The 20,639-nt window shown below is 66.4% G+C and carries 16 protein-coding genes and 3 rRNA genes; 1 reads left to right on the top strand and 18 read right to left on the bottom strand.

Going from position 1 to position 20,639, the window contains the following annotated elements:
• Positions 1-3 precede the first annotated feature (3 nt).
• From FCN22_RS07915 to FCN22_RS07905, 3 genes are all read right to left on the bottom strand, one after another.
• Complete coding sequence (locus tag FCN22_RS07915; protein WP_137121004.1) at positions 4-957, bottom strand: NAD kinase; 954 nt, start codon at positions 955-957, stop codon at positions 4-6.
• Positions 958-1,081: 124 nt separating this feature from the next.
• Entirely contained in the window at positions 1,082-1,897 is an 816-nt protein-coding gene (locus tag FCN22_RS07910; protein WP_137121003.1) for a TlyA family RNA methyltransferase, read from the bottom strand.
• Positions 1,898-1,921: 24 nt separating this feature from the next.
• On the bottom strand, positions 1,922-2,329 hold the full coding sequence (locus FCN22_RS07905) for a hypothetical protein (protein WP_137121002.1): 408 nt from the start codon (positions 2,327-2,329) through the stop codon (positions 1,922-1,924).
• Here FCN22_RS07905 and FCN22_RS22525 point away from each other — a divergent pair.
• Positions 2,321-3,127, top strand: a complete 807-nt coding sequence (locus FCN22_RS22525) for a hypothetical protein (protein WP_137121001.1) — start codon at positions 2,321-2,323, stop codon at positions 3,125-3,127. The genes FCN22_RS07905 and FCN22_RS22525 overlap by 9 nt on opposite strands.
• 102 nt (positions 3,128-3,229) lie before the next feature.
• Here the strand turns inward: FCN22_RS22525 and FCN22_RS07895 are convergent, their stop codons facing one another.
• From FCN22_RS07895 to argF, 15 genes are all read right to left on the bottom strand, one after another.
• Positions 3,230-4,357: an HAD-IIA family hydrolase gene (locus tag FCN22_RS07895; protein WP_137121000.1), complete on the bottom strand. Its 1,128-nt coding sequence runs from the start codon at positions 4,355-4,357 to the stop codon at positions 3,230-3,232.
• Entirely contained in the window at positions 4,354-4,740 is a 387-nt protein-coding gene (locus FCN22_RS07890; RefSeq protein ID WP_137120999.1) for a single-stranded DNA-binding protein, read from the bottom strand. Before FCN22_RS07890 ends, FCN22_RS07895 begins: the two co-directional genes overlap by 4 nt.
• 122 nt (positions 4,741-4,862) lie before the next feature.
• Entirely contained in the window at positions 4,863-5,501 is a 639-nt protein-coding gene (locus tag FCN22_RS07885) for a hypothetical protein (protein ID WP_238384590.1), read from the bottom strand.
• 511 nt (positions 5,502-6,012) lie between these two features.
• Positions 6,013-6,129: ribosomal RNA gene (gene rrf, locus FCN22_RS07880) — 5S ribosomal RNA — on the bottom strand.
• Between the two features lie 94 nt (positions 6,130-6,223).
• Positions 6,224-9,326: ribosomal RNA gene (locus tag FCN22_RS07875) — 23S ribosomal RNA — on the bottom strand.
• A 331-nt stretch (positions 9,327-9,657) separates the two neighbouring features.
• Positions 9,658-11,179: ribosomal RNA gene (locus FCN22_RS07870) — 16S ribosomal RNA — on the bottom strand.
• Together the 16S, 23S and 5S rRNA genes form the textbook arrangement of a ribosomal RNA operon.
• Before the next feature lie 541 nt (positions 11,180-11,720).
• Complete coding sequence (gene tyrS / locus FCN22_RS07865; RefSeq protein WP_137120998.1) at positions 11,721-12,983, bottom strand: tyrosine--tRNA ligase; 1,263 nt, start codon at positions 12,981-12,983, stop codon at positions 11,721-11,723.
• A gap of 48 nt (positions 12,984-13,031) precedes the next feature.
• Complete coding sequence (locus FCN22_RS07860) at positions 13,032-13,679, bottom strand: DNA-3-methyladenine glycosylase (protein ID WP_137120997.1); 648 nt, start codon at positions 13,677-13,679, stop codon at positions 13,032-13,034.
• Positions 13,680-13,708: 29 nt separating this feature from the next.
• Positions 13,709-14,464, bottom strand: a complete 756-nt coding sequence (locus FCN22_RS07855) for a succinate dehydrogenase/fumarate reductase iron-sulfur subunit (protein ID WP_137120996.1) — start codon at positions 14,462-14,464, stop codon at positions 13,709-13,711.
• The gene (locus tag FCN22_RS07850; RefSeq protein ID WP_137120995.1) at positions 14,461-16,389 is read right to left on the bottom strand and encodes a fumarate reductase/succinate dehydrogenase flavoprotein subunit; all 1,929 of its coding nucleotides are present in this window, start codon (positions 16,387-16,389) and stop codon (positions 14,461-14,463) included. Before FCN22_RS07850 ends, FCN22_RS07855 begins: the two co-directional genes overlap by 4 nt.
• Positions 16,390-16,435: 46 nt before the next feature.
• The gene (gene sdhC, locus FCN22_RS07845; RefSeq protein WP_152185511.1) at positions 16,436-17,248 is read right to left on the bottom strand and encodes a succinate dehydrogenase subunit SdhC; all 813 of its coding nucleotides are present in this window, start codon (positions 17,246-17,248) and stop codon (positions 16,436-16,438) included.
• A gap of 4 nt (positions 17,249-17,252) precedes the next feature.
• Positions 17,253-17,546, bottom strand: a complete 294-nt coding sequence (locus tag FCN22_RS07840; RefSeq protein WP_137120993.1) for an Rv0250c family protein — start codon at positions 17,544-17,546, stop codon at positions 17,253-17,255.
• 125 nt (positions 17,547-17,671) lie between these two features.
• Entirely contained in the window at positions 17,672-19,108 is a 1,437-nt protein-coding gene (gene argH / locus FCN22_RS07835; protein ID WP_137120992.1) for an argininosuccinate lyase, read from the bottom strand.
• 61 nt (positions 19,109-19,169) lie between these two features.
• Complete coding sequence (locus tag FCN22_RS07830; RefSeq protein WP_137120991.1) at positions 19,170-19,670, bottom strand: arginine repressor; 501 nt, start codon at positions 19,668-19,670, stop codon at positions 19,170-19,172.
• On the bottom strand, positions 19,667-20,590 hold the full coding sequence (gene argF / locus FCN22_RS07825) for an ornithine carbamoyltransferase (protein ID WP_137120990.1): 924 nt from the start codon (positions 20,588-20,590) through the stop codon (positions 19,667-19,669). Before argF ends, FCN22_RS07830 begins: the two co-directional genes overlap by 4 nt.
• Between the last annotated feature and the right edge of the window lie 49 nt (positions 20,591-20,639).

Here is a 20,639-nt window from a genome sequence, read left to right as displayed (position 1 = left end):
AGCCTACGGCCGGCCACCGTCTGGACGGGCAGGGCGCGCACCCTCCACCGCTCTCGGCTCGCTGCGCCCGCTGCCCCTCCACCCGGAGACGGACAGGTCGAACTTGGCGACGAGTCGGTCGGTGAAGGAGGACGAGGCCAGCCGAGCGAGTCGGACCGGCTTGTCGCTGCGGCTCACCTCGATACGGGCGCCCGGCGGCAGGTCGACGGCCCTCCGACCGTCGCACCAGAGCACCCCGCTACCCTCGGTGTCGGCCAGCACCTCGACGGCGAGCCTCGAGCGGGGACCGAGCACGAGCGGCCGGGCGAACAGCGCGTGGGCGGAGATCGGCACGAGCAGCATGGCTTCGACGTCGGGCCAGACCACGGGGCCACCGGCGGAGAAGGCGTATGCCGTGGAGCCGGTCGGCGTCGCCATCACCACACCGTCGCAGCCCCAGGTGGACAGCGGTCGCCCATCGATCTCGACGGTGAGCTCGAGCATCCGCTCGCGCGAGGCCTTCTCCACCGACGCCTCGTTGAGGGCCCAGCCGGTCGAGATGAGCTGGCCCCCGTGGGTGGCGCACACCTCCAGGGTCATCCGTTCCTCGACCCGGTAGTCACGGCGGACGATGTGCTCGACGGTGGCCGAAAGGTCCTCTCGTTCGGCCTCAGCGAGAAACCCGACGTGTCCGAGGTTCACCCCGAGCAGCGGTGCGCCGTTGCCGCGCGAGATCTCGGCGCCCCGCAGGATGGTGCCGTCACCGCCCAGCACGCAGACCAGCTCGCAGCCGGCCGCGACGGCCGCCGGATCGGCCATCGCCACGTTGGGGCTGTCGGTGAGGTCGAGCTCCTTGGCCTCGTCGGGCAGCACTGCGATCTCGATGCCCTCCTGGTGGAGGCGCTCGGCGACCTGACCGGCCAGGTGCCGCGCCTCGAGCCGGCCCGGGTGGGTGACCAGCAGGATCCGGCGGGTCAAGCGGGGCCCCCGCGAAGTGTCGGAGGCCCGGGTTTCCACGAAACGTCGCAGGCCGGGGTCGCCGCCGGGTATCGCTCCGAGCCTGCGAGCGGAGAACCTCCTGGAGTGGCTTCGTGGGTTGCGGTCACGGCTGGTCCTCCTGGGTGAGGGTGTCGACGCGCAGCGTCGTCTCCGGCTCACTCATCATGCCTTCCCGGGCGCGGCTGAGCCACAGCAGGTACTCCTGGTTGCCGCTGCCCCCGGTGATCGGGCTCCGGCACAGGCCCCGCGGCAGGAGGTCCTCCTCCCCCGCCGCCGCGATGACGTCGAGCAGCGCGCGACGGCGCTGGTCGGTCGACTTCACGACGCCCCTCTTGTCGAGGCGCTCGCGCCCCACCTCGAACTGCGGCTTCACCAACGTGACCAGGTCGCCGTCGGTCTCGGTGAGTTGCGCCAGGTTGGGCAGCACGGTCCGTAGCGAGATGAAGCTGAGGTCGGCGACCACCAGCTCGAACGGCCCGCCGATCTCGGTGGCGGTCACGTCACGCACGTTGAGACCCGAGCGTTCGGTGACCCTGGGATCGCCGGCCACCGACGCAGCGAGCTGGTCGTGCCCCACGTCGAGGGCCACGACGTGCGCCGCGCCGTGGGCCAAGAGCACCTGGGTGAAGCCGCCCGTCGAAGCACCCACGTCCAGGCACTGACGTCCGTGCGCCTCCAGCCCGGAGGGACCGAACTCGGTCAGGGCCGCGAGCAGCTTGTATGCCGCACGGCCCACCCAGCGCTCCGGCTCCTCCGACAGCGTCACGGTGTCTTCGTCGGTCACCTGGTGCGCGGGCTTGGTGACGGCAGCACCACGGACCCAGACCGTGCCCGCGGTGATCATCTCCCGCGCCTGGCCCCGCGACCTGGCGAAGCCGCGACGCACCAGCGCCACGTCGAGGCGGCTTCGTGGGGGCATGACAACCGTAGGTTGCGGCGGCAGTCAGCCGTCGCCGAGGTCGGACAGCCTCGACTGCAGCGTCTCCTGGACCCTTTCGGCAGCCTCGATCTGCGTCACCAGGGGCTGACCTGTGACCCGGTCGAACTGTTCGAGCACCGCGTCGACCACCTGGTCCCCCGTCGACTCGAGCGTCGGGCGGTCGAGCACGATGGCATGCTCGCTCACGGTGGAGGCATCCGCGGGAGGCTGCTGCAGCCCTTGGCCGGACAACCCGGCCGACGGGCCGGAAGCCTCAACCTCAACGTGTCCCTGACCCTGTTGGGTGTCGTCGTCGCTGGGCCCTCCCGAGGGTGCTTGCGGGTCCTCGGACTGCGGCGTGGTCACTGCTTGAGCCGAGCGATCTGACTGGTCCGGAAGCTGCTCCTCGTCCCGTTGCTCGTCGTGACTCATCGTCAGCTCCTCTTGCGGGTGGACGCGGCCCTGCGCCGGCCAGCCTGCGCCGACTTCCGTGCCCTGCCCGACGTGCCGGCGGCCGTCTTCCTCGCGGCTGTCTTCTGGGCAGCGCTCTTCTTCGCCGTGGTCTTCTTCGCCGTGGTCGCCTTCGCCGTGGTCGCCTTCGTCGTGGTTGACTTGGCTGCGGACTTCTTCGCAGTCACCGACCTCGTGGCAGCATTCTTCGCCGTCGCCGGCTTGGCGGCGCTCCTCGCCGAGGCCGACTTCGCCGCGGCGTTCTTCGCGGCCCTCGACTTGGCCGTCGTCGGCTTGGCCGTCGTCGGCTTGGCCGTCGTCGGCTTTGCCGCGATCGACCTGGCGCCTTGCCGGGCTGTGGAGGACTTCGCCGCGGTCCTCTCCGGCGCCGTCGTGGCAGGGGACGGCTCCGCTTCGGGTGCAGCGGTCGGTTCGCCGCCACGCGCCTGCTCGGCGGCGGCGAAGGCAGCGGCGGCACGCAGCTCGGCCACTTGGGAGCGCAACACCGAGATTCGCTCCTGGGCCGCCTCCAGCTCGCTCGCTCGTGCCAGTCCGAGACGGAGCACGGCAGCATCGATCTCGGAACGCACCAGCGTGAGCAGGTTCTCGCGGTTGGTGGTGGCGGCCGCCAATAGCTCGTCGGCGAGGGAACTGACCTGGCCGGCCACCCTCGCGGGGGCGCCGCCGGACGCGGCGTTCGGCAGCGACAGCAGCCCCTGGGCCGCCTCGGTCGCCCGGGCTCGAGTCAGGTCCCCCAGACCCGTGGCCAGCTGGACATAGCCACGCACCGATTCGAATGCCATCAGATTCCTCCACCTGTGTGCTGCTGGTCCGCGTAGCCGACGCCGACCCGGTCAGGGCTCACGCTACCTTCCCCTCGCGCTACCCGCTCGCTCCCTCGACGGGTCGATCCCTCGCCGGTGGCTTCTCGAGCGACGTCAGGAGCCGCCGCGCCTGCTCGCGGTCCAGCCGCCCCTCGTCGAGCCCCTTCCAGACGGCGGCGAGCGCGGCCCGCACCACTTCACCGGGGTCTCCGTCCTCGAGCACCTCCACCCCGGCCGGGTCGACCGGGGAGACACGCACCAGCGCCGCACCACACGACCAGGCCGTCTCCTCGCGCTCCACCGGCTCGAGGTAGGGCCGGTGCAGGGCGGACAGATCGGTCGCCACGAATCTCGGCCGCTTTCCTCGTTCGGCCACCGCCAGCTCGGCCGGACCGTCGACCCCGGTCAGCACGAGAAGCGCCGGAAGTCCCGCCGCGTGCGCCCCGGCGATGTCGGTGTCGATCCGGTCGCCGACCGCGAGGGTGCGCTCAGCGGAGCTCCCCAGCACCGCCGTCGCAAGTTCGTAGAGGGGGGCGTGCGGCTTCCCCACGACGAAGGGCTCTGCACCGCTCGCCCGGGCGACCGCCGCGACCAGCGTGCCGTTGCCCGGCGCCGTGCCGCGCTCGGTCGGCAAGGTGGCATCCGTGTTGGTGGCGATCCAGACCGCCCCGTCCACGATGGCGTAGGTCGCCTCCGCCAGATCTGACCATGCGACCTCGGTGCCGAAGCCTTGCAGAACCCCTTCGATCCGGGACCCCCTCGCTGCGTCTCGCTGCGACTTCGATCCAGCTCCTGCGGCCGCCTCGGCCGCCTCGGCCGCGCTGGCCAGCACCGGTCGCAGTCCCACCTCCGCCAGCGCCAGCGCCACGCCCGGGCCTCCGACTGCCAGCACGGCAGCTCCCGGTGCGAGCCGGTCGAGCATGGCCCGCGCGCCGGCCTGTGCGCTGGTCACCACCTCGTGATCGGACAGCTCCAGACCGAAGCCCCTCAGTTGATCCGCAACCACGCCCGGGGGACGGGACGCGTTGTTCGTCGCGTAGGCGATGCCCTTGTCCTCGGCTCGCACGCCGCGCAACGCCTCCGCCGCACCGTCCACCGCCGCGGCACCGCGGTAGACCACCCCGTCGAGGTCGCAGACCACGGCGTCGAAACGGTCCAGAAGCGGTTGGTCCTCGGGTCCGGTCATCCGCTCATTGTCTGCTGCTGGTCGACCGGGCTGACAGCGGGGTGCTGCCGCCTCAACGTGCGTGCCTCCACCTCGTAGCGACTCACCGGCCGGCCGCCCGCCCTCCAGAAGCGTCGGCGCAGGGCCCCGCGCACCTCGACTTCCATCCCTTCGCGGAGCCGGAGAGCCTTGCGACGCAGGGCGGACGACCAGCACGCGACGTCAATGGTGTCGACGGTGGCGCGACAGCTTCCGTTTACCCGGGCAGGCTGGTCACCACGTGGGACGACCAGGCGCAGCTGCACCACGAGGTCGCCGCTCGGCAGAGTCCGTTCCGCCACTTCTCCGCTGACTCGCCCCGCCAGCAGCACCTCGTTGGCGTGTGTCGTCTGTGTGATGCCCATCCGCGCCATCCCCTCCAGTCAGGACCCGTCCGAATCTCCAGACTGTCCACCGAGGCGCCCCGCGCACAGGAGGGCAGACGCAGGTGTGGACAGACGCACGAGCGTCCCGACACCTGTGGACATCACTGCTGCAAACCGTCGTCTCCAGTCGTCGGCTGGTCCCCGTCCTCGCCCTCCAGTAGATCCGTGAGCACGACACCGTCCAGCTCGCCGAGACGCTCCTCGGCGTCCGTCTGCCCCTCGACGTCGGCCGACGCCGCCCTCCCGAACCACTCGCGAGCCTTCGCTTCCTGTCCGGTGGCCAGCAGGGCTTGCGCATAGGCGTAGGCGAGCCGCGCCCACCAGGGGTGGCCGGTGGCCCCGGTCAGCTCCGGGACCTGCAGGCCCACGACGGCCGCGTCGCCCTGGCCGAGGTCGAGGCGCACGCCGGACACGACGATGGCCAGTTCCACCCGGTCCTCCGTCGCGAGGTTGCGCGCCTCGGGCGAGGCGGCGAGGTCGAGCGCACGCTCGGGACGGCCCAGCCCTCGCTCGCAGTCGACCATGTAGGGCAACAGGTGCGACGAGCCGGACAGACGACGCGCGGTCCGGAACTCGCTCAACGCGCGCGCCCACTGACCCTGGTGGTAGGCGACCAGACCCAGCGCCTCGCGCGCCGCCGGCACCCGGCCGGCGCGCCGCACCGCGGTTTCGGCATGGGCCTCGGCCGCCACGACATCGGTCTCGAGGAACATCGCCGCCGCGACGAGGTGCTGCGCCACACCCTGGGCGTTCTCCTTGCTCAGCGTGCGTAGCTGCCCCCGCACCGCGCGGTCGAGCTCGTATCCGGTGATGCCCTCGGGTATCGCCGGCTCCGGAAGGCGTGGAGACTTCGGCGCCAGACGGGCACCACCGCGACGTTCGCCATCGCCCTGTCCCTCTCGCTGGTCCGGACGTCCGGACCGGCCTCCCTCCCGGCCACCCGTGCCCCGGGCACCTCTGGCGCCATCCTTGCCCTGTCGCCCACCTGTGGAGGGCCGGCCGCCCGCGGTGGGCCGACCGTCACCGCGCCGCTCAGCCCCACCCTCCGGTGCTCGACGCTGACCGTCGCCCTGGCCACCCCTCGCGCCTCGCGGAGCCCGTCCTCGACCTGCACTGTCCTGTGGCACGGAGTGCCTCCCTTTCACCTGGTGGACCGGGGCCGAAGCCGTCCCGTCGCTGCCTGCCTTCGCGCGGTGCGCGGAACGCAAAAGAGCCCTACCCGTCGCGGGGTAGGGCTCTTTCACAAAGTATGTCCGGCGGCGTCCTACTCTCCCACACCGTCACCAGTGCAGTACCATCGGCGCTGAAGGGCTTAGCTTCCGGGTTCGGAATGGAGCCGGGCGTTTCCCCTTCGCTATGACCGCCGTAACTCTATGGAGATATCAAGTCATGCGAGATCTTCAGTGGATCTCACGGTTCCCGACCGTACCTCGGGAACCACACAGTGGACGCGTAGCATCTTTGTATCAAGTTATCGGCTTATTAGTACCGGTCAGCTTCATGCATTACTGCACTTCCACATCCGGCCTATCAACCCAGTGGTCTAGCTGGGAGCCTCTCGGGGTAAACCCCATGGAAACCTCATCTTGAAGTGTGCTTCCCGCTTAGATGCTTTCAGCGGTTATCACTTCCGAACGTAGCTAATCAGCGGTGCTCTTGGCAGAACAACTGACACACCAGAGGTTCGTCCATCCCGGTCCTCTCGTACTAGGGATAGATCTTCTCAAGTTTCCTACGCGCACAGCGGATAGGGACCGAACTGTCTCACGACGTTCTAAACCCAGCTCGCGTACCGCTTTAATGGGCGAACAGCCCAACCCTTGGGACCTACTCCAGCCCCAGGATGCGACGAGCCGACATCGAGGTGCCAAACCATGCCGTCGATATGAACTCTTGGGCAAGATCAGCCTGTTATCCCCGGGGTACCTTTTATCCGTTGAGCGACGGCGCTTCCACAAGCCACCGCCGGATCACTAGTCCCGACTTTCGTCCCTGCTCGAGATGCCTCTCTCACAGTCAAGCTCCCTTGTGCACTTACACTCGAAACCTGATTGCCAACCAGGCTGAGGGAACCTTTGGGCGCCTCCGTTACATTTTAGGAGGCAACCGCCCCAGTTAAACTACCCACCAGGCACTGTCCCTGGTCCGGATCACGGACCGAGGTTAGATATCCAGAACGACCAGAGTGGTATTTCAACGTTGACTCCACCGACACTGGCGTGCCGGCTTCAAAGTCTCCCACCTATCCTACACAAGCCGTACCGAACACCAATACCAAGCTATAGTAAAGGTCCCGGGGTCTTTCCGTCCTGCTGCGCGTAACGAGCATCTTTACTCGTAGTGCAATTTCGCCGAGTTCGTGGTTGAGACAGTGGAGAAGTCGTTACGCCATTCGTGCAGGTCGGAACTTACCCGACAAGGAATTTCGCTACCTTAGGATGGTTATAGTTACCACCGCCGTTTACTGGCGCTTAAGTTCTCAGCTTCGCTCAAAGAGCTAACCGGTCCCCTTAACGTTCCAGCACCGGGCAGGCGTCAGTCCGTATACATCGTCTTGCGACTTCGCACGGACCTGTGTTTTTAGTAAACAGTCGCTTCTCCCTGGTCTCTGCGGCCGTTCGGGCTAGGAGGTAAACTCCTTCACCCTCTGGGCCCCCCTTCTCCCGAAGTTACGGGGGTATTTTGCCGAATTCCTTAACCACGATTCACTCGATCGCCTTGGTATTCTCTACCTAACCACCTGAGTCGGTTTGGGGTACGGGCGGCTAGAACCTCGCTAGAAGTTTTTCTCGACAGCATAGGATCACCCTGCTTCGTGCATACGCACTCACTATCAGGTCTCAGGCACATGAGATGCGGATTTGCCTACATCTCGCCCTACACCCTTGGACGTGGACAACCATCGCCACGCGGAGGCTACCTTCCTGCGTCACTCCATTGCTTACCTACTACTAGATCGGGTCGTACGATCCACCAGCATCACTCCGAAGAGTTCAGCCGGCTTCTTGTACTTAGCATCAAAAGGTTCGGTATGGGCGGTTCTTCGCCGGTTCCGGAATATCAACCGGATGTCCATCGACTACGCCTGTCGGCCTCGCCTTAGGTCCCGACTTACCCAGGGCAGATTAGCTTGACCCTGGAACCCTTGGTTATTCGGCGGACGGGTTTCTCGCCCGTCATTCGCTACTCATGCCTGCATTCTCACTCGTGTGGCGTCCACGGCTGGATCACTCCGCCGCTTCGCTCGCCACACGACGCTCCCCTACCCATCAACACGCTTGGACCGTACAAGTACGGCCGGGCAATGTGTCAATGCCACAGCTTCGGTGGTGTGCTTGAGCCCCGCTACATTGTCGGCGCGGAATCACTTGACCAGTGAGCTATTACGCACTCTTTAAAGGGTGGCTGCTTCTAAGCCAACCTCCTGGTTGTCACAGCAACTCCACATCCTTTTCCACTTAGCACACGCTTAGGGACCTTAGATGGTGGTCTGGGCTGTTTCCCTTTCGACTACGGAGCTTATCCCCCGCAGTCTCACTGCCACGCTCTCACTTACCGGCATTCGGAGTTTGGCTGACGTCAGTAACCTGGTGAGGCCCATTAGCCATCCAGTAGCTCTACCTCCGGTAAGAAACACGTGACGCTGCACCTAAATGCATTTCGGGGAGAACCAGCTATCACGGAGTTTGATTGGCCTTTCACCCCTACCCACAGCTCATCCCCTCAGTTTTCAACCTAAGTGGGTTCGGTCCTCCACGCGGTCTTACCCGCGCTTCAACCTGGCCATGGGTAGATCACTCCGCTTCGGGTCTAGACCCAGCGACTCATTCGCCCTATTCGGACTCGCTTTCGCTACGGCTTCCCCACACGGGTTAACCTCGCCACTGAGCACTAACTCGCAGGCTCATTCTTCAAAAGGCACGCTGTCACCCCACAAGGAGGCTCCAACGGATTGTAGGCACACGGTTTCAGGATCTATTTCACTCCCCTCCCGGGGTACTTTTCACCTTTCCCTCACGGTACTTGTCCGCTATCGGTCACCAGGGAATATTTAGGCTTAGCGGGTGGTCCCGCCAGATTCACACCGAATTTCACGGGTTCGGTGCTACTTGGGATACTTCTCAGGAGTTCATGTCATTTCGTCTACGGGGGTAGCACCCTCTGTGCCGGACCTCTCAATGTCCTTCGACTATGGCACGAATTTCTTACTCCTTGTTGTCTTGGTAGAGACAACTGAAAAGTCCCACGACCCCGACCATGCAACGCCTACCAGCTATCACACATGATCGGTTTAGCCTCTTCCGCTTTCGCTCGCCACTACTCACGGAATCGCAATTGCTTTCTCTTCCTGTGGGTACTGAGATGTTTCACTTCCCCACGTTCCCTCCACTCGCCCTATGTGTTCAGGCGAGGGTGACTGGACTTGCCTCCAGCCGGGTTTCCCCATTCGGAAATCCACGGATCGCAGTCTGGTTATCGACTCCCCGTGGCTTATCGCAGATTCCTACGTCCTTCTTCGGTTCCTGGTGCCAAGGCATCCACCGTGTGCCCTTATAAACTTGGCCACAAAGATGCTCGCGTCCACTGTGTAGTTCTCAAGAAACGGGCGGAACCTTCACCGTGCCTGGCGCCTGCCGCATCCGCGGTGGTTCGACCATGGTGAAGGCCCTACCGGCTTGGCCGGCTGAGGTCGAGCTTGCGCCCGAAGCCCTCAGGACCCAACAACGTGCCAGGCGCTGCCATCCGGTCGGCGGTTTCCATGCTCCGAGGAGCTGTACTAACGGTCCGACACGAGTGTCAGCGCCAAATAATCGATGTTCCACCCTTGAGCTCCTGCCTCGAGTCATTCGCTCGAGCCAGGCTCTTGGATCTCTTGCGAGACCAAGTGCTCCTTAGAAAGGAGGTGATCCAGCCGCACCTTCCGGTACGGCTACCTTGTTACGACTTAGTCCCAATCGCCAGTCCCACCTTCGACGGCTCCTTCCTTGCGGTTAGGCCACCGGCTTCGGGTGTTACCGACTTTCGTGACTTGACGGGCGGTGTGTACAAGGCCCGGGAACGTATTCACCGCAGCGTTGCTGATCTGCGATTACTAGCGACTCCGACTTCATGGGGTCGAGTTGCAGACCCCAATCCGAACTGAGACCAGTTTTTTGGGATTCGCTCCACCTTGCGGTCTCGCAGCCCTTTGTACTGGCCATTGTAGCATGCTTGAAGCCCAAGACATAAGGGGCATGATGATTTGACGTCATCCCCACCTTCCTCCGAGTTGACCCCGGCAGTCTCCTATGAGTCCCCGCCATAACGCGCTGGCAACATAGAACGAGGGTTGCGCTCGTTGCGGGACTTAACCCAACATCTCACGACACGAGCTGACGACAACCATGCACCACCTGTATACCGACCTTGCGGGGCACCTGTTTCCAGATGTTTCCGGTATATGTCAAGCCTTGGTAAGGTTCTTCGCGTTGCATCGAATTAATCAGCATGCTCCGCCGCTTGTGCGGGCCCCCGTCAATTCCTTTGAGTTTTAGCCTTGCGGCCGTACTCCCCAGGCGGGGAACTTAATGCGTTAGCTGCGGCACGGATCTCGTGGAATGAGACCCACACCTAGTTCCCAACGTTTACGGCATGGACTACCAGGGTATCTAATCCTGTTCGCTCCCCATGCTTTCGCTTCTCAGCGTCAGTAGTGGCCCAGAGACCTGCCTTCGCCATCGGTGTTCCTCCTGATATCTGCGCATTTCACCGCTACACCAGGAATTCCAGTCTCCCCTACCACACTCTAGTCTGCCCGTACCCACTGCAAGCTCGAGGTTAAGCCTCGAGTTTTCACAGCAGACGCGACAAACCGCCTACAAGCTCTTTACGCCCAATAATTCCGGACAACGCTCGCACCCTACGTATTACCGCGGCTGCTGGCACGTAGTTAGCCGGTGCTTCTTCTGCAGGTACCGTCACTTTCGCTTCTTCCCTGCTGAAAGAGGTTTACAACCCGAAGGCCTTCATCCCTCACGCGGCGTCGCTGCATCAGGCTTGCGCCCATTGTGCAATATTCCCCACTGCTGCCTCCCGTAGGAGTCTGGGCCGTGTCTCAGTCCCAGTGTGGCCGGTCGCCCTCTCAGGCCGGCTACCCGTCGTCGCCTTGGTGGGCCGTTACCTCACCAACTAGCTGATAGGCCGCGAGTCCATCCCTTACCGATAAATCTTTCCACCCAGTGCGGATGCCCGTCTGGGTCGTATCCGGTATTAGCTCCGATTTCTCGAAGTTATCCCAGAGAAAGGGGCAGGTTACTCACGTGTTACTCACCCGTTCGCCACTGATCGCCTGGAGCAAGCTCCAAGGTCACCGTTCGACTTGCATGTGTTAAGCACGCCGCCAGCGTTCGTCCTGAGCCAGGATCAAACTCTCCGTTGATGTTTAGCTCCGAGACCCGAGGGCCTGCGGAAACAAAAACCCCGAAGGGCCGATTTTCTGGCTGAGCAGAACGAGTCGTTGCTGACTCGATCTTGTTCTACCAAAGGATTTTCGTTCGAGTTCTTTGGCGAGGGCCCGATGGGCTTCCCGCCGCCGACCTCGAGACGAGGTTATTGGCATCGATTTTTGGCACGCTGTTGAGTTCTCAAGGTTCGGACGCGCACCGTTCGCGGCCTTGTGGGCCTTGATCCGGGGCAACTGTTCCAACTTACTCTGCCTGACTCTTGGGCGTCAAATCCTTGCCGCTCCGGTGGAGCGGGGTGATTCTCGCGCGCTTGGCGTCTCGGCGTTCCCCCACTGTAGCAGGCTTCTGAGCCGGCCCCGACCGCCCTGTTCCGGGCGACCCGAAGCCCCGGCGAACCGGTGATCCAGGTGGGTTTGTCCACCCGCGGGACCGGCCACCGCGTGGTGTCCGTTCCTCCCTGTCGGGCTGACGTCGAGAACTTTAGGGGGCCCCTGAGACAAAACACAAATCCGCAGGTCAGAGGCCTTTTCGGGCCGCGGCCAGCGACTTGCGGCCGCGCCGTAGGAGCGCGACGCGTCCGTGCAGGAAGTCGTCCTCCCCGAGCACCGCGTCCGGATCGGACACCTTCGAGTTGTTGACCGACACTCCCCCTTCGGCAAGCACTCGCCGGGCCGCGTTGCGGCTCTCGGACAACCCGGTCGCGACCAGGGCGTCGACGAGCGTGCTGCCGACCGGCACCTCCCCGCCCGGCAGTTCGGCCGTGGCGTCGGAGAGGGTGTGGGCGTCCAGAACCCTCGGGTCGCCCTTGCCGAACAAGGCGGCGCTGGCCGCCTCGACCGCCTCCGTCGCCTCGAGGCCGTGCACGAGGGTGGTGATGTCGTGGGCCAGCCCCTTCTGAGCGAGTCGTCTGAAGGGCTCCTCGGCCACCGACTTCTCGAGCTCCACGATCTCCTCCCTGCTCCGGTCGGTGAAGACCCTGAGCAGCTGGATCACCGACGCGTCCTCGACGTTGACGAAGTACTGGAAGAACGCGTAGGGGCTGGTCATGTCGGCGGACAACCAGATGGCGTTGCCCTCGGACTTGCCGAACTTGGTGCCGGCCGAGTCGGTCAGCAGCGGGGTGGACAGAGCGTGCACCGTGGCACCTTCGGCACGGTGGACCAGGTCGACGCCGGCCGTGATGTTGCCCCATTGGTCGCTCCCGCCGGTCTGCAGCGTGCAACCGTGCGCGCGGTAGAGCTCGAGGTAGTCCAGCGCCTGCAGGATCTGGTAGCTGAACTCCGTGTAGGAGATGCCGTCCTGGCTCTCGAGCCGCGCCGCGACCGCATCCTTCCGGATCATCTGGTTGACCCGGAAGTGCTTGCCGATGTCCCGCAGGAAGTCGAGTGCCGACAGCGGTGCCGTCCAGTCGAGGTTGTCGACCAGCAACGCGGCGTTGTCGCCCTCGAAGTCGAGGAAGGGACGCACCAGTTCCTTGATGCGCGCCACGTTGGCCGCGGTCTGCTCCCTGGTCTTGAGCACCCGCTCAGAGGTCGGCTTGGGATCGCCGATCAGGCCGGTCGAACCCCCCACCAGGCAGATGACCCGGTGCCCCGCGCGCTGTAGGTGCCGCAGCACGACCAGCTGCACCAGGTTGCCGAAGTGCAACGAGGGCGCGGTCGGGTCGAAACCGCAATACACCGTGACCGGTCCCTCGCGGAGAGCCCTGCGCAGCGCCGACAGGTCGGTGGTCTGCGCCACCAGGCCACGCCACTGCAGCTCGTCGAGGATGTCGTTCACGATGTCGGGTTCCTTCCACTGGCCGTCCGGGTCGGTCCCAAGACTGCCCTATCCGCGCGAGGGGGTGCGACGCGGTTTGCGGGTTCCGCCGGGACGGTAGGCCGAGACGGTCCGCTCCCCCTCCAGCCAGAACCGCCAGGGGTATGCCGTGCCGTCGCCACCCGCGCCACTCACCCCGACACGGGGTCCAGTCGCGATCCGGGGCGCGCCATCGTCGGATCCTTCGGAGGGCAGGGGGTTGAACACCCGCATCGGGCTGCCGTCGGCGATGACGTCCAGGCCGTTCTCGTCCCGACCGAGGGCCAGTGCCTGGGCCAGACAGGCGGGCCCGCGGGCCAGCCCCCGGTCGGGCGCGCGTCCGCGTCGACTCCTCGCCAGGTCGAGGCCCTCCACGACCTCGCCGGCCCTCAGCAGGACTGCACTGGCCCGGCCCTCCTCCCCGCACACCAGGTTGCAGCAGTAGTGCATGCCGTAGGAGAAGTAGACGTACAGCCCTCCGGGCGGGCCGAACATGACGCGGGTGCGGGGAGTCAGCCCCCGGTAGGCGTGCGACCCCGGATCGCGCTCACCGTCATACGCCTCGACCTCGGTGAGACGCACCGTGACCCCGGCGTGCGAGACGTGGCAGCCGAGCAGGTCAGGCGCGACCTCGAGGACGGGTCGGTCGAAGAACGCCCGAGGCAACCGGTCACGCATGCCTGAGCTGTCCGGCCCGCCTGGGGCGTCTAGTGCTCGCGCCGCCTGATCTTGTTGCCCAGCCACACCAACGGATCGTAGTGACGGTCGACCACCCGCTCCTTCATGGGGATGATCGCGTTGTCGGTGATGGTGATGTTCTCCGGGCAGACCTCGGTGCAGCACTTGGTGATGTTGCACAGCCCGACGCCCTGTTGGTCCCGGGCAAAGGTGGCTCTGTCGTTGCGCGCGTCCAGCGGATGCATGGCGAGCTCGGCCGCCCGGATAAAGAATCGTGGCCCTGCATACGCGGCCTTGTTGTCCTCGTGGTCCCGGATGACGTGGCAGACGTCCTGGCACAGGAAGCACTCGATGCACTTGCGGAACTCCTGGGACCGTCCCACGTCGACCTGCGCCATGCGGTACTCCCCGGGCTCGAGGTCGGCGGGCGGCTCGAAGGCCGGTATCTGCCGGGCCTTCTCGTAGTTGTACGAGACGTCCGTCACCAGGTCGCGGATCACCGGGAAGGTGCGCATCGGGGTGACCGTGATGGTGTCGGCCTCTTCGAAGATGCTCATCCGGGTCATGCACATTAACCGGGGATGGCCGTTGATCTCGGCGCTGCACGAGCCGCACTTGCCGGCTTTGCAGTTCCAGCGCACGGCGAGGTCCGGGGTCTGGGTCGCCTGCAACCGGTGGATGATGTCGAGCACCACCTCGCCCTCGTTGACCTCGACGGTGTAGTCGACCAGCTCTCCCCCGTCGTCGTCACCTCGCCAAACCCGAAAGTGCCCGTCGTAGGTCATGACTGGTCATCCTCTCCCTGCCGCACGTCCTGGAAGTCCGCGAGTTCCTCTGTCGTGAAGTACTTCTCGAGCTCGGACCGCTCGAACAGGTGCATCAGGTCGTCGCGAATCGTGGGGACCTGCTGTCTGGTCAGCTGCACCATGCCGGTGGCGGGATCCAGGTGGCAGGCCAGGTTCACGCTGCGCCACTTGGCGTCCATGCCGGGGAAGTCCTCGCGCGTGTGACCGCCACGGCTCTCTTGACGCTCGAGGGCCGAGCGGGCGACACACTCCGACACCTGCAGCATGTTGCGCAGATCGAGGGCGAGGTGCCAACCGGGGTTGAACTCCCGCCTGCCCTCCACCGACAGGTGCGCGGCGCGCTCGCGGATGTCGGCCAGCTTGTCGAGAGCCTCCTGCATCTCGGGCTCGCGCCGGATGATGCCGACCAGGTCGTTCATCACCTGCTGCAGCTCCTGGTGCAACGTGTAGGGACTCTCACCACCCTCACGCTGGAAGGGTTCCTCGGCGGTGGCCGTCACGGCGTCGATCGAGGCGTCGATGACCGTCGGCCGGTCCTTGCTCGCCGCGGCCGCGTAGGCGGCAGCGCCCGCACCGGTCCGCTGTCCGAAGACGAGCAGGTCGCCCAGCGAGTTGCCACCCAACCGGTTCGACCCGTGCATGCCACCGGTGACCTCTCCGACGGCGAACAGCCCCGGGACCGAGGACGCCCCGGTGTCCGGGTCGACCTCGATGCCACCCATGACGTAGTGGCAGGTCGGACCGACCTCCATCGGCTGCGCGGTGATGTCGACGTCTGCCAGCTCCAGGAACTGGTGGTGCATCGAGGGCAGGCGGCGCTTGATCTCGTCAGCGGGCAGGCGCGTCGAGACGTCCAGGAAGACGCCTCCGTGTTCTGAGCCGCGCCCCTCCTTGACCTCGGAGTTGATGGCCCGGGCCACCTCGTCGCGAGGCAACAGCTCCGGAGGGCGTTTGTTGTGCTCCGGGTCCTCGTACCAGCCGTCGGCCTCCTCCTCGGTCGTCGCGTACTGGCCCCGGAAGACCTCGGGGACGTACTCGAACATGAACCGCTTGCCCTCGGAGTTGCGCAGCACACCGCCGTCCCCGCGGACGGACTCCGTGACGAGGATGCCCTTGACCGATGGTGGCCACACCATGCCGGTCGGGTGGAACTGCACGAACTCCATGTTGATCAGCTTTGCGCCGGCGCGCAGCGCGAGCGCGTGCCCGTCCCCGGTGTACTCCCACGAGTTGCTCGTCACCTTGAAGGACTTGCCGATTCCCCCGGTGGCCAGCACCACCGCAGGTGCATCGAACAGCACGAAACGCCCGGACTCGCGCCAGTATCCGAAGGCGCCGGACACCGGTCCATCGGGAGCTCCACCGTCGTGCATCAGCTCCGTGATGGTCAGCTCCATGAACACCTTCAGCCGCGCCTCGGCGTCGCCGAACTCCCGCTCGTCCTCCTGCTGCAACGAGACGATCTTCTGCTGCAGGGTCCGGATCAGCTCGAGACCGGTGCGATCGCCGACGTGGGCGAGGCGGGCGTACTCGTGACCGCCGAAGTTGCGCTGGCTGATCTTGCCCTCGGGCGTGCGGTCGAACAACGCGCCATACGTCTCCAGCTCCCACACCCGCCTTGGCGCTTCCTTGGCGTGCAGCTCGGCCATCCGTGGGTTGTTCAGGAACTTGCCGCCCCGCATCGTGTCCCCGAAGTGAACCTGCCAGTTGTCGTGCGGGTTCGAGTTGCCCATGGATGCGGCGATGCCGCCCTCGGCCATGACGGTGTGCGCCTTGCCGAAGAGGGACTTGCAGACGATGGCGACCCGGAGGCCGGCCTCTCGCGCCTCGATGGCGGCTCGGAGCCCGGACCCGCCGGCTCCGATGACCAGGACGTCGTAGGCGTGTCGCTCGAGGTCGGTCACGCAGTGCCTCCCTGCTGTCGGGTGGTGGCCGTCGCGGCCACGGTGGTCAGTTGAAGAAGCGGAAGTCGGAGAACGCGCCGCCCGCCACCAGGGCGATGTAGAGGTCCGTGACGACCAGAGATGCCAGGGTGGCCCAGGCGAACCCCATGTGGTGGGCGTTGAGGCGGGAGACCTGCTGCCAAAGGCCGTAGCGGATCGGGTGCCGGGAGAAGTGGGTCAGGCGGCCGGCCGTGATGTTCCGGCAGGAGTGGCAGCCCAAGGTGTAACCCCACAGGAGCACGACGTTGACGACCATGATCAGCGTGCCGAGACCGAACCCGATCCCGCCGCCCTTGCCGTGGAAGGCCTCCACGGCGTCCCAGGTGTTGATCAGGGAGATGATCACCGCGGCATACCAGAAGTAGCGGTGCGCGTTCTGCAGGATGAGCGGTGCCCGCGTCTCGCCGGTGTACTTCTTGTGCGGCTCGGCGACGGCACAGGCGGGCGGCGACTGCCAGTAGGACCGGTAGTAGGCCTTGCGGTAGTAGTAGCAGCTGAGCCGGAACAGCAAGAGGAACGGCAGCGTGAGGATCGCGAACGGGATCAGCGGCGGCCAGGCCCCGAAAGGGGTCCCGAACAGGCTGGACCCCGCCACGCAGGAGTCGCTCAGGCACGGTGAGGAGAAGGGCGACAGATAGTGGTAGGCGGGCACGAAGTAGTCCGACTGCATCGAGGCGCGGACAACCGCGTAGATCACCCACAGGGTCAGGCCGGTGACCGTGAGGACCGGCGCCAACCACCATCGGTCGGTGCGCAGGGTCCGCGCGCCGATCTTGGCGCGACCACGAGCATTGACCCCTTGTGCCAGATCCTGCGTCACGCTCTCAGCTCCTCGGGTGCTGGCCGACGCCCTCATCGTCCACGTCGTCGCCCCACAGGGCCGGGTCGTAGTCGTCGTCGGGGATGAACACGATCTCGCCGGGAGCGCCGACCTTGCCGGCATCGCCGACCCCCGCGCCCCGCGCCACCAGATCGATGTCGTCGGCGATCCGCGCGATGTCGTCGCGGAGTCGTTGCACGTCGACGGTGGTGCCCAACGCCTCCTTCAGCCCCGCCGTGGCACGGCGCAGGCCAGCCACGTGCTCGACGGCTGTTGCGAGATGTTCGTTGACCGACATGAAGCCTCCAGAGGCGCTCGGGGGTGGCGCCCGATCCGCAGTATGCCGCACGTCACACACAAGGGGAAGGAACATGTTCGACACGCGCCAACCGGACCGCCCTAGGGCGCGGAGCCCCCGCGGAGTCAGTCACGAACCACCACCGGGTCGGCGCACCAGGCCCGGTGGGCAGCGAGCTGTGCCGCCACCACGTCGAGCTGCTCGCGCACCCGGGCCGGCGCAGTGCCGCCCTTGGCGTCCCTCGACGCCAGCGATCCCTCGATGCTGAGAACCGAGCGCACCTCCGGCGTGAGATCCGGCGAGATCCGCGCGAGGTCGTCGTCGGACAGGTCCCACAACTCGATGTCTCGCGACTCGCACTCCCGGACGCAGGCGCCCGCGACCTCGTGCGCCACCCGGAACGCGACGCCTTGGCGCACGAGCCACTCCGCCACATCGGTGGCGAGCGAGAACCCCTGCGGGGCCAGCGACTCCATCCGGTCGGTTTGGAACTCCATCGTCGCGACCATCCCGGCGAAGGCCGGAAGCAGCACGTCCAGGGTGTCGATGGCGTCGAACACCGGCTCCTTGTCCTCCTGCAGGTCGCGGTTGTAGGCGAGCGGCAGCGCCTTGAGCGTCGTGAGCAGCCCCGTGAGGTCACCGACCAACCGACCGGCCTTGCCGCGCGCCAGCTCCGCGACGTCCGGGTTCTTCTTCTGCGGCATGATGCTCGAGCCGGTCGAGAATGCGTCGGCCAGCTTGACGAAGCCGAACTCCTTGGTCGCCCAGAGGATCACGTCCTCGGCCAGCCGGGAGACGTCCACCGCCGCCATGGCGGTCACGAACGCGAATTCGGCCACGAAGTCTCGGCTGGCCGTGCCGTCGATGGAGTTCTCGACCGCGGCGTCGAAGCCCAGGTCGGCGGCCACGGCTTCCGGGTCGAGGCCCAGCGAGCTGCCGGCGAGTGCTCCGGAGCCGTAGGGGGACACGGCGGTGCGGCGATCCCAGTCGCGCAGGCGGTCGACGTCGCGAAGCACGGCCCACGCGTGGGCGAGCAGGTGGTGGGACAGCAGCACCGGCTGGGCGTGCTGCAGGTGCGTGCGTCCCGGCATCGCCACGGTGAGGTGCCGGGTGGACTGCGCCACGAGGGCGTCCACGACGTCCAGGAGGCGGGCGCCGCAGTCGCGCGCCGCCTGCCGCAGGTACATCCGGAACAACGTGGCGATCTGGTCGTTGCGGGAACGACCGGCCCGCAACCGGCCGCCCACTTCCGGCCCGGCACGCTCGATCAGTCCGCGCTCCAGCGCCGTGTGGACGTCCTCGTCGTCCTCCGCAGGGACGAACGCCCCGGACTCGACGTCCTCCCGGAGTCGGCGCAGCGCGTCCAGCATCGTGGCGAGCGCTTCGTCGTCGAGCAGCCCGGCGGCGTGCAGCACTCGCGCGTGTGCCCGCGAGCCGGCCAGGTCTTGGGGAGCCAGCCGCCAGTCGAAGTGGGTCGACTTGGAGAGCGCGGCCAGGGCGTCGTCGGGTCCTCCGGCGAAACGGCCTCCCCACAGGCTGATGCGGTCCTGGGGCTGACTCATGGATGGTCCTCCGGTTGCTGGTCATCGGGTACGGCGGTGGCGCGCGTCGTCCGCGCGGCCTTCAGTCTTCCTTGGGGCCGGCAAGCGTCAGCAGTCGCTCGGCGACCTCCGGCCCCTGGTGCTCTCCCGAGGTGATGATCAGGATCGTGTCATCGCCCGCGATGGTGCCGATGATGGCGGACTCGTCGGCGTGGTCAATGGCGGACGCGAGGTACTGCGCCGCCCCGGGAGGGGTGCGCGCCACCACCAGGTTGCCGGACGCCTGCGCGGTCACGAGCAGCTCTTCGAGCAGTCGCCTGAACCGGGTGTGGACCTCGGTCGCGTCCAGGGCGGCTCGAGGGGTGCGGTCGCCGCCCTCTCCCGGCACGGCATACACGAGCGCACGCCCCCGGCGGACCTTGACCGCCCGCAGCTCGTCGAGGTCGCGGGAGAGGGTGGCCTGGGTGATGTCGATGCCCTCCTGCCCCAGGTGGGCGAGCAGCTCCGACTGCGAACGGATCGGGTGCCGACCGATGAGGTCGACGATGAGCTGCTGTCGCGCGGCGCGGGTCTGGGCGATCATGCCTGCTCCACCAGCCATGCGAGCAGGGCCTTCTGTGCGTGCAGTCGGTTCTCGGCCTGGTCCCAGACCACGGACTGGGGCCCGTCGATGACGCTCGCCGCGATCTCGAGACCGCGGTAGGCAGGCAGACAGTGCAGGACGATGGCATCGTCCGCGGCCAGGCCGACAGCGGTCTCGTCGACCGAATACGCCGCGAAGGGTGTGTTGTCCGCGTCACGGCCCTTCTCCTGGCCCATGGACACCCAGGTGTCGGTGGCCACCACGTCCGCGCCACGGCACGCCGCGTCTCGGTCGGTGGTGACGGTCACGGATCCGCCTTGCTGCTGGGCGATCTCGTTGGCGCGCGCGACCACCTCCGGTCTCGGGTGGTGGCCCTCCGGGGCCGCCACACGGACGTGCAGCCCCGCGAGAGCTCCACCGACCAGGTAGGAGTGGGCCATGTTGTTGGCGCCGTCGCCGGCATACGCCAGGGTGAGCCCGGCGAGGCCGCCCCTGTGCTCCTGGATGGTCAGCAGGTCGGCGAGCACCTGGCACGGGTGGAACTCGTCGGTGAGCGCGTTGACGACCGGCACCCGGCTCACGGATGCGGCAGCCTCGAGGCGCTCCTGGCCGAAGGTGCGCCAGACGATCGCCGCGCACTGCCGGTCGAGGACACGCGTGGTGTCCTCGACCGCCTCTCCCCGGCCGAGCTGGCTCGTGGCGCTGTCGAGCACCATGGGATAGCCACCGAGCTGGGCCACGCCTACCGAGAAGGAGACACGGGTGCGCGTCGACGGTTTGTCGAAGATGACGGCGACCGCGCGGGGACCCTCGAACGGCCGCGAGCTGAGCGGGTCGGCCTTGAGAGTCCGGGCGCGCTCGAGCAGGGCCAGCTGCTCCTCGTGGGAGACGTCGTCGTCGCGCAGGAAGTGCCGGGTCACTCGGGGCCCCCGCGAAGTAGCGGAGCGCAACGAAGCACTTCGTGGGGTG

The sequence above is a fragment of the Segeticoccus rhizosphaerae genome (assembly GCF_005222685.1).
Taxonomy (GTDB): domain Bacteria; phylum Actinomycetota; class Actinomycetes; order Actinomycetales; family Dermatophilaceae; genus Segeticoccus; species Segeticoccus rhizosphaerae.
Note: the sequence above shows the minus strand (reverse complement) of the source record. Positions and strands in the feature narration are given on the sequence as shown.